At 72.2% G+C, this 13,374-nt stretch carries 8 protein-coding genes; 4 read left to right on the top strand and 4 right to left on the bottom strand.

The window, feature by feature from the left end:
• The first annotated feature begins 182 nt into the window (after positions 1-182).
• The 4 genes from CM1CMNOD_RS22305 (at position 183) to CM1CMNOD_RS08285 (ending at position 8,453) form a co-directional block, all read left to right on the top strand.
• A complete protein-coding gene (locus CM1CMNOD_RS22305; RefSeq protein WP_206437630.1) occupies positions 183-1,220 on the top strand; it encodes a TIR domain-containing protein in 1,038 nt (345 codons plus the stop codon).
• A gap of 27 nt (positions 1,221-1,247) precedes the next feature.
• A complete protein-coding gene (locus CM1CMNOD_RS23575; protein WP_013873226.1) occupies positions 1,248-6,050 on the top strand; it encodes an NACHT and WD40 repeat domain-containing protein in 4,803 nt (1,600 codons plus the stop codon).
• Between the two features lie 75 nt (positions 6,051-6,125).
• Positions 6,126-7,316, top strand: a complete 1,191-nt coding sequence (locus CM1CMNOD_RS08290) for an SLC13 family permease (RefSeq protein WP_013873225.1) — start codon at positions 6,126-6,128, stop codon at positions 7,314-7,316.
• Between the two features lie 306 nt (positions 7,317-7,622).
• On the top strand, positions 7,623-8,453 hold the full coding sequence (locus tag CM1CMNOD_RS08285) for a hypothetical protein (RefSeq protein WP_013873224.1): 831 nt from the start codon (positions 7,623-7,625) through the stop codon (positions 8,451-8,453).
• 7 nt (positions 8,454-8,460) lie between these two features.
• On the opposite strand, the gene CM1CMNOD_RS08280 is transcribed toward CM1CMNOD_RS08285, so the two are convergent.
• The 4 genes from CM1CMNOD_RS08280 to hemE form a co-directional block, all read right to left on the bottom strand.
• Entirely contained in the window at positions 8,461-9,171 is a 711-nt protein-coding gene (locus tag CM1CMNOD_RS08280; protein ID WP_013873223.1) for a class I SAM-dependent methyltransferase, read from the bottom strand.
• A gap of 222 nt (positions 9,172-9,393) precedes the next feature.
• Positions 9,394-10,140: a hydrogen peroxide-dependent heme synthase gene (gene hemQ, locus CM1CMNOD_RS08275; RefSeq protein ID WP_013873222.1), complete on the bottom strand. Its 747-nt coding sequence runs from the start codon at positions 10,138-10,140 to the stop codon at positions 9,394-9,396.
• Positions 10,141-10,284: 144 nt separating this feature from the next.
• On the bottom strand, positions 10,285-11,817 hold the full coding sequence (gene hemG, locus CM1CMNOD_RS08270) for a protoporphyrinogen oxidase (protein WP_013873221.1): 1,533 nt from the start codon (positions 11,815-11,817) through the stop codon (positions 10,285-10,287).
• A 531-nt stretch (positions 11,818-12,348) separates the two neighbouring features.
• Complete coding sequence (gene hemE, locus CM1CMNOD_RS08265; RefSeq protein ID WP_131796204.1) at positions 12,349-13,365, bottom strand: uroporphyrinogen decarboxylase; 1,017 nt, start codon at positions 13,363-13,365, stop codon at positions 12,349-12,351.
• Between the last annotated feature and the right edge of the window lie 9 nt (positions 13,366-13,374).

Below are 13,374 nucleotides of genomic sequence, written 5' to 3'. Positions count from 1 at the left end.
GCCCGCGGCCGGCGCCGCCCCGTGGTCTGCCCGGCGCTGGCCCGACCCGGAGCCCGCCGGCAACCGGAAACCAACCGAAAAGGACAAAACAATATAAATTTTAACAAAACTCCAAAAAACATCCGATGACGCGGCGTGCCGGTCCTGCCACGCGGTATCCCCTGGGCCATACTGGGCAAATGGTGTCGCAAGCCCATCCGACCCGAGCGGGCAGCCCCCTGGACTTCTTTATCAGCTACTCGGCGGCCAATGAACGCTGGGCGTCCTGGATCGCCTGGGAGCTGGAGAGCGCCGGTTATCGAACCATGATCCAGGCTTGGGACTTCGTTCCAGGCAGCAACTTCAAGGAGTTCATCGACCGCGGGGTGAGCGAGGCAACTCTCGTCATCGCGGTACTGTCCCGCAGCTATATGCAATCCAGGTGGGGGAACCTGGAATGGCAGGTCGCACTGGACCCCGACACCTCGAAAAGCAAGCTCGTCACGGTACGCACGGAGGAGTGCGAGCTCGACGGACTGCTGTCCATGATCACATTTGTCGACCTGGTCGGTGTCACCGACCCCCGGAAGGCTCGCGAGCTGTTACTGAAGAAGGTCTCCGACGCGCTGCGGGGACGCGCGAAACCCGAGACCGGCCCCGGCTACCCGCTCGCGACGGACGCCCAGGCCGTCCCCGCGGCGGAGATCGACGAGCTCGTCCCACCGAGCCGCGTCACCACCCGGCGCCTGCCCGTAGTGGCGCCGGCCTACCCACTGGCGGCGGCCCCGGCACGCGGGCCGCGGCCGTCCGTCACGGTGCTGCACCTTGCCGCGCCGCGGATACCCCGGCGAGGGGCAGACGGTGTCCGCTCCGCCGGGGAGCTGCAGGCACGCCTGTGGGGTGATGTCACGCGGCTCATCCACGCCGGCGCCCCCCACCCGGACCTGCTCGTCGTCACCGGCGACCTGACCAGCACCGGTCACCCCCGGGAGTTCGAGGAGGCGCTGACGTTCCTGGCCGGCCTGCGGGCGCTGCTGAGCCTCGAGGCGCACCGGCTCGTGCTCGTCCCGGGCAGCCACGACATCAACCAGGCGGCCGCCCGCGCCTACTTCGCCAACTGCGACGCCGACGACATCGAGCCGCAGCCCCCCTACTGGCCGAAGTGGCGGCACTTCGCCAACCTGTTCCGGGAGGTCTACCAGGGCATCGAGGGCCCGCTGTTCGACAGCGCGCAGCCCTGATCCCTCTTCCACGTCCCCGACCTGGACGTGGTCGTCGCGGGTCTGAACTCCACCATGGCCGAAAGCCACCGGGACAGCGACCGTTACGGCTACGTCGGAGCCGCCCAGGCGGCCTGGTTCGCCCACCAGCTGCGGCCGTTCGAACAGGCGGGGGTGCTGCGGATCGGCGCCGTCTTCCACCCGCCGGCGCCGCCGGGCGGCGGGCCTGGCGAGCAGGCCGTCGACGAGTCCGCCGTGCTGCGCGACACCACCGCGTTCGACCGGCTCCTCGGCGGCCGGCTGAACCTGCTCCTGCCGGGGCTGCAGTCACCGGGCGCGGGAACGGGGGCGGGGACGGGTGGCACCGGCCCGTCGGCGTCCGGGGCCGCGTCGGTCCCCGGTGCGCTGAAGTCCGGCCTGCCGGTGGTCTCGGCGCCCGCTCCCGGCCGGCTCCAGCTGTTGACGATCGACCCGGACGGCCTGACCCGGTGGACCGACGGTGACGGCCCGGCCCGGCCGGTGGGCGGCACTGCCCGGGCCGGGGCGGCGGGGCGGCTGCGCCGCACCTGGCACGCCGTCGGCACGACCTTCCCCGGCACGGTAAGCGGCAGCGGGTCGTATCCCACGATCAACGTCTCCGAGGCCGGGGGCGGTGGCGATTCCGACGCCGGCGCCCCGCACGAGGCGCCCGACCCGCTCCTGACGCAGCTCGAGCGGATCGCCGACGTCTGCCGGACCCGCTACCACCAGGCCAGGATCCGCCAGATCGGGGGCGCCGTCCCGCATCTGCTGGTCACCTACGACGACGACGGCTACGTTCGGCAGCTGCGCATCGGCGCCCACCTCGGACCGATCGGCCTGGCCGAGGTGGAGGCCTTCGTCCATCACGTGCACGCCCTGGCGCCCGATCTCCACTCGGAGATCGTCACCGACCTTCCGGTGCACCAGACCCTGCGGGAGGAGGCGCTGCGCCGCCGGGTGCGGGTACGCAGCTTCACCGAGTTCCAGGGGCTGCTGGACCTCAGCGACTTCGTGGCGGACCAGACCGCCCGGCTGGTGGACGACCCGCGCTACCGGGCGGAGCTGTACGTGTCGCAGCGTTACCGCGATCTCATCGGCGTGGACCGCGCCGTCCATGAGGGCCTCACGGACGAACTGCTGCGGCTGCTCGGCCAGGACGACGGCCGTTTCATCCTCGTCCTCGGGGACTTCGGCCGGGGCAAGAGCTTCGCCCTGCGGGAGGTCGCCCGGCGCATACCGTCCGAGCTGCCCCATCTGACACCGATCTTCATCGAGCTGCGCGCCCTGGACAAGGCGCACAACGTCGACGGGATGGTCGCCGCCCACCTCGCCCACCACGGGCGGGACTTCATCGACCTGAAGGCGTTCCGCTACCTGCTGCGCAGCGGCCGTATCGTCCTGCTCTTCGACGGGTTCGACGAGCTGGTCAGCCGGGTCACCTACGACCGGGCCGCGGACCATCTCGACACGTTGCTGGCGGCCGCCAGCAACGACGCGAAGATCGTCGTTGCCAGCCGGACCCACCACTTCCAGACCAACTCGCAGGTGTTCACCGCGCTCGGCGCGAAGGTCGGCCTGCTGCCGCAGCGCCGGGTCCTCAACATCGAGGAGTTCGCCCCCTCGCAGATCCGTACCTACCTGGTGAACCGTTACAACGGTGACGAGGCGGCCGCCGACGAACGGCTCGACCTCATCAAGCGGATCCAGGACCTGGGCGGACTGTCCCGCAACCCCCGGATGCTGAGCTTCATCGCCGACCTGGACGCCGAACAGCTCACCAGCGTCGCGAGCGCCCGGCACACCCTGTCCGCGGCCGGGCTCTACCGGGAGATCCTCACCACCTGGCTCAGGGGTGAGGTGGTGCGCACCCAGGGGGTGCCGGGCGCGCCGGTCACCCTAAGCCTTGAGGACCTGTGGACGGCGGTGACGACCCTCGCGCTGCGGCTGTGGGAGTCGAACGAGCCGTTCCTGCGGCTGGCCGAACTCGGCGAGGTCGCGGCCGCCCTCACCGGGCTGGCCGGCGGCAGGCTGTCCGCCCAGCAGACCGTCCACGCCATGGGAGCGGGCAGCCTGCTGGCCCGGACCGACGACGGGCTGTTCGGTTTCATTCACCTGTCGGTGACCGAATGGTTCGTGGCCAACGATGTCGCCCGACAGTTCGCCCGCGGGGTCACCGACCCGCCGCTGCTGTCCAGGCGCCACTTCTCCCAGCTGGCCATCGACTTCCTCTGCGACCTGGCGACCGCGGAGGCGTCCCGGGCCTGGGCCACCCGCGTGCTCGCCGACCCGGACGCCGCGGAGGTGACCAGGGCGAACGCGCTGAAGGTCAGTGCCCGGCTGCGGACCCCCATCCGCAGCGACCTGCGCGGGGTGTCACTGCGCGGCGAGGACCTGTCGTACCGGGAGATGCGGGCGGTGGACCTCACCGACGCCGACCTCACCGACGCCATCCTGACCGGTGCCGATCTCACCGGCGCGGTCATGCGCGGCACCCGGCTGGTCGCCGCCCGCCTCGACGAGGCCGACCTGAGCGGGGCGGACCTCACCGGCGCCGACCTGACCCGCGCCCGCCTGCTCGGCTCCAGCCTGCGGGGGGCCCGCATCGACGGCGCCCGGCTGCGGCAGAGCGCGATCGTCGGAGCGAGCGCGGACCCGGCGCTGCTCGCCGACGCGCGGCGGCAGGGCGCCGCCGTGGCCCCAGGCCAGCAGGTGCACGTCGGTCTCGTACCGTCCGCGCTCGGTGTCTCCTTCGGCTTCGAGACCGGCCGGATCCCGGACCCGGTCGTCTACAGCCCGGACGGCGGGATCCTGGCGATCGCCAGCGAGGAGGGCGGCATCCTCCTCTGCGACGCGGCCACCGGCCGTCCGCTCCAGACGCTGCAGGGCCACCACAGCCGGGCATACATCGTCCGTTACGCGTCGGAGGTGCTGGTCAGCGGCTCGAACGACACCACCGTCCGGTTGTGGGAGCCGACGAGCGGCCGCTGCCTGCACACGCTGGGCGGTCACCGCGACTGGGCCTGGCCGGTGGAGCCGAGCCCAGACGGCAGCCTGATCGCCGTTGGTGACAGCAGCGGCACCCTCCGGCTGTGGGACACCGCCGGCGGCCAGGTCCGCGCGCTGCTGCCCGGGCACGCCTCCCGGGTGTGGACCGCGGCGTTCCACCCGGACGGCAGCCTGCTTGCCACCGGCGACAGCGACGGCACCGTGCGGCTGTGGCAGACCGCGACCGGCCAGCTGCACCAACGGATATCAACCGCGGCGGAGGTCTTCCGGCTGGCCTTCAGCCCGGACGGCAGCCTGCTCGCCACCGCCGGCGACGGTGGCGGCGTCCACCTGTGGGACCCCGCCACCGGCGAACTCCGGGAGGACCTCGTCGGGCACGAACGGGCCGTCTACACCCTCGACTTCCATCCGGACGGCCACCTGCTGGCCACCGGCGACATAGCCGGTGTGGTCCGGCTGTGGGGTGTGGCCGGCGGTACGCAGCGGCGGATCCTCACCCGCCACGGCGCGGCCGTGTACCGGGTCCTGTTCAGCCCAGACGGGACGCTGCTGGCCAGCAGCGACAACAACCGGGTCATGCGGCTGATCGACCCGGCCACCGGCGAGCAGCGCCACGAGCTGACCGGGCACAAGGGGGCGGTCTGGCCGATGGTGTTCCGCCCGGACGGCGGCCAGATAGCGACCAGCAGCAACGACCGGACCGCGCGGCTGTGGGACCCGGTGAGCGGCGCGTGCCGCGTGCTGACCGGGCACGGCCGGCGGCTGAACTCGGTGCGCTTCAGCCCCGACGGCTCCCTGCTGGCCACCAGCGGCAACGACGGCGAGGTGTGGCTGTGGGATCCACGGACCGGGCAGCGTCACGGGGAGCTCACCGGTGCCGCCGACCGTCTCACCTCCGCCATCTTCACTCCCATCGGCCGGCGCATCGCCGCGACCAGCAGCGCCGGTGGTGTGCACCTGTGGAACCTCGACGCTCCCGGCACCCAGGACACCGGCGGCTACGAACGGGAGCTGCGGGTCGAAACCGACCATGTGTGGGCCCAGGTGTTCAGCCCGGACGGGGAGATAATCGCCACCGCGAACGACGACGACTCCGTGCGCCTGTGGTACCGCGGGACCGGCCGGCACATCCGGACCTTCGAGGGCCACAAGGGACGGGTGCGCTCGCTCGCGTTCGCCCCGGACGGCCGGCTGCTCGCCACGGGCTGCGACGACAGCGGGGTACGGCTGTGGGACACCGAGACCGGCGAGTGCCGGCGGACGCTCACCGGCCACACCGACCGTGTGTACGCGGTGCTGTTCACCCCGGACGGCAGCCTGCTCGCGAGCGCGTCCAACGACGGCACGGCCCGGCTGTGGGACGCCGCCACCGGCGAGCTGCTGCGGGTGTTCGCCCAGCACCGGGGACGGCTGTGGGCGGCCGCGTTCAGCCCCGACGGCACGGTGCTCGCCACCGCCGGCGACGACCTGGTCGTCCAGCTCTGGGACATCGCCAGCGGAGGCCGTCTGGATACGCTGGCCGGGCACACCCGCCGGATCTGGTCGCTGGACTTCAGCCCGGACGGCACCCGCCTGGCAAGCTGCGGCGACGACGGCACGGCCCGGCTGTGGAACGTCGGCCGGTCCGGACCCACCGGCCTGGCGGTGACACTGGTCGGCCACGAGAGCGGGTGGGCGGCACTGGCGCCCGACGGCGGCTACAAGTTCGGTGGCGACCTCGCCGGCGAGATCTGGCACGTAATCGGCATGTGCCGCTTCGAGCTGGGCGAGCTCGACCGGCACCTGGACGCGGTACGGCTGCTGCCGGTCGAGGCGCCCTTCTGACCCTCAGCTCCGACCCTTCGGGTGGATCCGTCCCACCACTGGGCGCATCCGGAGCTTCTGTCACCAGGCGCTAGCATGTGTGCGGTGGCGGCCGTTCGGATCATTCTGTTGGCCGCCGCCGTACTCGGCGTGTTCATACGCCCGGCCCGGATCCCGAACTGGGTGGTGCCAGCCGTCGCCGCGGTGACACTCCTCCTCATCGGTGGCATGGCCGGCGACAAGGCGGTCGACGCCGTCCGGCCGCTGGTGTCACCGCTGGCTTTCCTGCTGCTGGCCGTGCCGCTCGCGGCCATGCTGGACCGGCTCGGGTTCTTCTCGTCGGTGGCCGCGCTCGTGGACACCGGCCCGAACCCACGACTGGGCCTGTGGGTGCTCGCGGCGGCGGTCACCACGTTCCTCAACCTCGACGCCTCGGTCGTGCTGCTCACCCCGCTCTACATCCGCATCGCGCGTCGGCACGGCTTCAACCCGACCATGCTGGCGATGCAGCCGGTCCTGCTGGCCTGCCTGGCGTCCAGCGCGTTGCCGATCTCGAACCTCACCAACCTGATCGCCGCCGATCGCTACGACCTGGGTGTCGCCGACTTCGTCTCCCGGCTCGGGCCGGCGTCGCTGGTGGCGGTGGTGGTCGGCTGGTACGGCTACCGCCGGATCGACACCGCCACGGCCCTGCACGACCAGGTCAGGGACCCGGTGGATCCGCGCGCACTGCGCCTCGGCACGCCGATCGTGGTTTTCGTCGTCCTGGGCTTCACCGTCGGTGACCTCTTCGGCGTGCCGGCCTGGGCGGTGGCGCTCGTCGCCGACGTCGTGCTGTTCGCCCTGACCCGCACGGTCCGGGTCAGCGACCTTCCGTTCGGCGCGGCCGCCCTCGCCGTGAGCCTCGGGGTGGTGGCCACGGCGGCCTCCCCGGAGCTGGGCCTTGGCGCTCTTTTCAGCGGGTCGGACTGGCTCGCGCAGGTACGGGTGGCCGGGCTCGGCATCCTGGGCGCCAACACGATCAACAACCTGCCGGCGCTGCTCATCGGCCTGCCGGAGATCGACGCGAATCCCGACCAGCTGTGGCCGCTGCTGTTCGGTGTCAACTTCGGGCCGGTGCTCGTCCTGCACGGCGCGCTCGCCGGCCTGCTCTGGCGTGCCACCGCGGCCCGCCTCGACGTCCATGTCAGCCCCTGGCAGTACACCGTCCTCGGCGTGCGGATCGGCCTGCCGGCGCTGGTCGCCGGCCTTGTCGTCGTCGTCGCGACAGGAACATTTCTCGGATAACCAGAGCGGTCATGAAATGATGGCCGCGGGCGACACAACAGGGCTGTGCTTTTCGTACTTCCAGCGGCCGGTTCGCCACTTCCCAGCGGTTCCCGGCCGCCGGTTCGTACTTCCGGCGACCGGAAAACGCCGGTGCCGATACCGGGACACCGCCCACTATGAGCTGCGACACTGTTCGGCAACACATCCGGCCAGCCATACGTTGTGTCGGTATCCGGTGTGCCGGCGCTCCGGTACCGCCGGGAATCCGTTCACACCGGTTGTGCCGGCGCGGACGGCCTGACCATTTCGAGCGGAGGAAGCGCAGTGTCCTCTCCCACCACCGTCACCCTCGACGTCGTGCTCCTGCCGCCCCCTCCGCTGCGGCGGCAGGCGGTCTCGTCGAGCGCGGGCCTGGCCCGGCGGATGGCGGCCAATGGCTATCCGTCGCACTTCCGCCTCGGCGCGGCATACCCCCACGACCCGGCCGGCGGTGTCTGCGAGCCGCACGTGTCGCTGTTCATGCTCGCCGTCAGCCCCTCGGAGATACCCCTGGTTGTCGACGCCGTCCGCGCGGTGGCCCAGGCCCTGCCGCCGCTGTACGGCGAGGGCGAGGAGTATCGGCACAACCCGCAGGGCGCGCCGGAGCTGTACTTCCGCCGGTCACCGGCCTGGGTCGAACTGCAACGCGAGGTCATCAGGAGAGTCGAGCCGCTGCGCCGGGGACGGCTGCGCGAGCTCAGCCCCGCCGGCGAGCGGCTGCACGACGTGCTGGCAGGCCGTGTCCCGGCCGATCCGGCCGCGGTGAGCCAGCTCGCCCGCTACGGCTACGACGAGGTGGCCGCGCCCGACGGCGACCGCTTCAACCCGCACGTGACCCTCGCCTGGCCCGACGACCCGAACTCACGCATCGCCCTGACCGGCCTGCCCCCTGCGCGCACCTACTCCGGCCCGCTGTCGGACATCGCGGTGTACGGCATGAGCCCATACGGCACCTGCACCACCGACCACGGTTCGTTCTCACTGCGCGATCAGCGCCGGCCGGCCCCGGCCGTGAAGCCCGTGAAGGCCGCGGCCGGTCCGACGCTCGGAGCCGATCGTCACCGCCCGGCCGTCACCGCCCGGCCGTCAGCGTCGGGTTTTCTCGCCCCGTCCTGACGTCTTCTCAGCCGGTCCTGACACCGGCGAGAACCAGCGATCCCCCGAGCGAGGGGAACACCCGCGCGAGGACCCGTGACGAGACGTTGCGCGCCTCTCCGCCCAGCACCACGTAGTTGGAGCGGAAACCGACGACCCGGAAGCCGCAGACGTCGAAGGCCCGGACCAGGGACGAGTACGTGAACGGGCGTATGTGCAGCTTCAGGTAGGGATGCTGGGGGTCGACCTGACGGGGGCTTCGGCCGATCAGGAAACGAATCCGGTCCTGGAGGGTCGCGAGGTTGGGCGTGGTCACCACGAGCACCCCGTCGGGGGCCAGAATCCGCCGGCATTCCGTCAGAAAGACGACCGGGTCGAAAAGGTGCTCGACGATCTCACCGGCGAAGATCCCGTCCAGCGCCCCCGACCGGAACGGGAGAGGGCGGGTGAGGTCGGCCCGTACCAGCGGGATGTGCCAGCGGGCCGTCCGGCCGGGCTGGTGGGCGCCGAGATCCACCATGACGGCCCGGGCGCCGTGTTGGGACAGCTTTTCGCTGACGGTTCGCGTCCCGGCGCCCAGGTCGGCTACGAGCGGCCGGGTACTCCGGCGCCGGGCCTCCTGTATCAGCAGGTCGGTCGCGTCCGCCACCCGGCGGGAATGGTAGGGCGTGGCCAGATAGTCGGCGACCTGTGTGCCGTCGGTGTAGGAACGCAGGTTCGCGGCAACGATCGGGTCCATACCGTCCCTCGCTACCGTCTCTCGCTCGGCCCCACACGCGTTTTTCACTCAGGCCCGCGCACCTGCCGTCAGCATGTCGGCGCGGCCACGACACCGCGCGGCCTGTGACAGGAGCCGCAGCCGTGCGCGGCTGTGGGCAGGGGCCGCGCCCCCTGCGCGGCTGCGGCAAGAGGGCCGCGCCCCCTGCACGGTCCGCGGCGGGCGGTCGCGGCCCCGCGAGGCCTACGGCAGGGCCGCGACGAGGTCGGCGATCGGCTTGCGGACGCCGGTGAAGAACGGCGTCTCCAGGCGGGTGTGCTCCCGTGCCCGGCTGGCGCGCAGGTGCCGCAGGCAGTCGACGATCCGGTGCAGTTCGTCCGCCTCGAAGGCCAGCAGCCACTCGTAGTCGCCCAGCCCGAACGCGGACACCGTGTTCGCCCGGACGTCGGGGAACTCCCGGCCCATGATCCCGTGCTCGGCGAGCATGCCGCGGCGTTCGTAGTCGGGCAGCAGGTACCACTGAAGCGACCTGTTGAACGGGTAGACGCACACGTACGCCTTCGGGTCCTCGCGCCGGACGTAGGCGGGCACGTGGTTGCGGTTGAACTCGGCCGGCCGGTGCAGGCCGACCGCCGACCACACCGGCGCCAGCGCCCGCCCGAGAGCGCTCTGGCGGAACCGCTGGTAGGTCTCCTGGAGCAGGTCGGGGTCGGGGCTGGTCCACCACAGCAGGACGTCGGCGTCCGCACGGTAGCCGCTCAGGTCGTAGACACCCCGGGTGTAGACGTCCTTGGCGAGAGCCCCCTCCAGCAGACTCTCCACCTCGGCCGCGATCACCGTCCGGTCCGCGGGCAGGGCCTCGCGCGCCGCAAAGACCGACCAGGAGGTGTAGAGCAGCTCGGCGTTGAGCTCCCGGGCGGAGGGGACGGGACCGCCTTGGGAGGTCCCGGTCTCGGGAGTCTCGGTGATGGCTGTGGGAGTCTCGGGCATGGCCTAATTGTCACCTACCGGGCCGGCCGGGGCCTGCCAGTACCCCACGGACCGGGCCACCATCCGCGAACGGGTCGCCGTCCGAAAACCTGCCGGCGACCGAACGGGCCAGCATCCGCGGACGGGCCCGCAGCCGAGATCGCGTCACTGGCCGATCCGGAGCGCGTCGTCGGAACGCAGCACCGTCTCCGCGGCGGCCTCGCCGGAGCGGACACAGGCCGCAATACCCACCCCGTCGTACCCGGCGCCGGCCAGCGCGAGGCCGGCGGGCAGCATCCCGCGTACCACCGCCGTCCGCTCGAGGTGGCCGGGCAGGTACTGCGGGAGCCCGGTGTCCCACCTGGTCACCCGGCTGGCCAGCGGTCGGGCAGTCAGGCCGGTCGCGGCGGCCAGCTCGGCCGCGACGACACCGGCGAGCTCGACGTCGGAGCGTTCCAGATCGCTTTCGTCGCCGGCCCGGCCGACGCTCGCCCGCACGATGCTCAGGCCGGGGTCCGCCGACAGGTGCGGCCACTTCGCGGACAGGAACGTGGCCGCCTTCATCACGTTGCCCTGGCGCGGCGGGACGAGGTAGCCACTGCCCGGCGGCAGCTGTACCCCGCGGTAGAGCAGCGTGATCAACGCCACCGACGTGTACGGGACCGCGGCCAGCGGCGCGGCCACGTGCGGCGCCACCGGGCTGAGCAGCCGCCGGGCCTCGGGCACGGGTACGGCGAGGATCACGGCGTCGGCGTCGACGTCCCAGGCACCCGGTCCGTCGACGGCATTGGCTTCCAGATCGGCTCCCAGATCGGCTCCCGGGCCGGCTGCGGGGCCGACGTCGGCTCCGGGACCTGAACTCGCGCCGGTGTCACCGCTGGCGCCGTCCGGCACGGCCCGCGGCCCGCTGCCGCTGCCGCTGCCGCTGCCGACGAGGCTCAGCCGCCAGCCGGCGGCGGTCTGGCTGAGCCTGCGCACGCGCGTCCCCAGCAGGATCTCCGCCTCGCTGGCGTCCGCGACGGCCGCGGCGAAGCGGCCCAGGCCGCCGCGCACCGAGGCGAACACCGGGGTGGTCGCGGGGTCGGCCGGTGCCGTGCGGGCCCGCACCCGGTACGCCCCGAGCAGCAGCGAACGGCTCTCGGACATGATCGGGGTCAGCTGCGGGACCGTGGCCCGCAGCGACATGGCGTCGGCCCGCCCCGCGTACACCCCGCCAAGCAGGGGATCCACCAGGCGTTCGACGACCTGGCGGCCGACCCGGGCGCCCACGAAGCCGCCGACCGTGGGATCGGCCGGCAGTGGGGTGCGCGGCAGCACCAGATCGGCCGCGGCACGCACGAGCCCGGTCGGGGAGAGCACCCGTGACCGCAGCAGGCCGACCACGTCGGTCGGGACGCCGAGCAGGGTCCGCGGAGGCAGCGGACGCAGCCGGCCGGAGATCAGCAGCGACGCGCTGGTGGTGGCCGGATGGACGATGTCGTGGCCGAGGCCCACATGACGGGCCAGCCGCACCGCGTCCGGCACGCGGACGAGGAACGACTCGGCGCCCTCCTCAAGCTCCAGCCCCTCGAACGGGGTCGTCCGCAGCTTGCCACCGACCCGGTCGGTGGCCTCCACGACGGTGACCTGGGCTCGGCCCCGCAGCGCATGGGCAGCCGCCAGGCCCGCGACACCCGCTCCGACCACGACGACCCGCATGCAGACCCGCTCCTCCCGTTACGGCCACCTCGCCCGATACACCTGGCCTGATACACCTGGCCCGTACACGTATGACCCGTACACGCCTGACCACCGTCCGCGTGCCGACCGCCGCTGTCCAGCGGCGCGCCGGCCCGGGCCGACCGCCACATGTTGCGTGACCCGCACCAGTTTCCTCCCGCGTCCGCCCATCCGACCGCGACGGGCAAAGATTGCCCGGCAAGGGTGAGGAAAGGCACCCGGCCACCCACACGGCGTCACATGACGCCACAACAGGTCATACATCGCTTACAGAAAGCCTACGCAGCGCCGCATCGGACGCCACAGGCGCCACACGGCGCCGCGCGACAGATGCCCGGCCATGGCCTCCCGCCGACCAGCCGGGCCCAGGCCGCCCAGGCCGCCCGGAACGACGACCAGAAGAGCGGCGACCAGAAGAGTCGGCGCGACGTCCCAGGCACCCGGTCCGTCGACGGCAGCAGCGCTCAGAAGACGGCCAGCGGGCGGATGGCGCTCGGAAACGGCTGGTGCTCAGAAATCGTGCACCAGTTCGACGATGTGGGCGAGCACGTCCGGATCGGTCTCGGGGAGCACCCCGTGCCCGAGGTTGAACACGTGGCCGTCCGCCTTGGCGCCGCGGGAGCACACGTCATGGACCTTCTCGGCAAGGACGTCACGTGGCGCGAAGACGGCGGTCGGATCGAGGTTGCCCTGCACCGCCCGGCCCGGGCCGATCCGGTGGGCGGCCTCGTCCAGCGGGACCCGCCAGTCCACCCCGACCACGTCGGCCCCGGCCTCGGCCATGACGGCGAGCAGCTCCCCGGTGTTCACCCCGAAATGGATGCGGGGGACGCCGTCACCGGCGAACGCCTCGAGGACCCGCCGGCTGTGGGGCAGGACGTAGCGGCGGTAGTCGGCCTCGTCCAGCGCCCCGGCCCACGAGTCGAACAGCTGCAGCGCGCTCACCCCCGCGTCCACCTGGACCCGCAGGTAACCGATGGTGATGTCGGCGAGCCGGTCGGCCAGCTCGTGCCACACCTGTGGTGCGCTGTACATCAGCTGCTTGGTGCGGGCGTGCGTCCGGCTCGGCCCGCCCTCGACGAGGTAGCTGGCCAGGGTGAACGGAGCCCCGGCGAATCCGATCAGCGGGGTCGGCCCCAGCTCGCGCACGAGCGTGTGGACGGCTTCGGTCACGTACGGGACGTCGTCGCCGGCGAGTGGCCGCAGCCGGGCCAGCGCGGCGCCGTCCCGGATCGGCTCCGCGACGACCGGGCCCACCCCGGCGACGATGTCGATGTCCACCCCGATGGCGACCAGGGGCAGCACGATGTCGGAGAACAGGATCGCGGCGTCCGTACGGAAGCGGCGTATCGGCTGTAGTGTGATTTCTGTCACCATATCCGGATCACGGCAGGAGTCGAGCATCGCCGTGCCCGCGCGCAGCCTGCGGTACTCGGGCAGCGCGCGGCCCGCCTGGCGCATGAACCACACCGGAACATGCTCGGCTGGCTCGCCCCTGCAGGCACGCAGGAACGGCGCGTCGCGCAACTCGGGACG

This window comes from Protofrankia symbiont of Coriaria myrtifolia (assembly GCF_900634755.1).
Lineage (GTDB): Bacteria > Actinomycetota > Actinomycetes > Frankiales > Frankiaceae > Protofrankia > Protofrankia coriariae.
Note: the sequence above shows the minus strand (reverse complement) of the source record. Positions and strands in the feature narration are given on the sequence as shown.

Excerpts from the sequence above, each read along its gene's own strand:
- CM1CMNOD_RS08290 (WP_013873225.1), top strand. The coding sequence starts at position 6,126 with ATGTGTGCGGTGGCGGCCGTTCGGATCATTCTGTTGGCCGCCGCCGTA.
- CM1CMNOD_RS08280 (WP_013873223.1), bottom strand. The coding sequence starts at position 9,171 with ATGGACCCGATCGTTGCCGCGAACCTGCGTTCCTACACCGACGGCACA.
- hemQ (WP_013873222.1), bottom strand. The coding sequence starts at position 10,140 with ATGCCCGAGACTCCCACAGCCATCACCGAGACTCCCGAGACCGGGACC.
- hemG (WP_013873221.1), bottom strand. The coding sequence starts at position 11,817 with ATGCGGGTCGTCGTGGTCGGAGCGGGTGTCGCGGGCCTGGCGGCTGCC.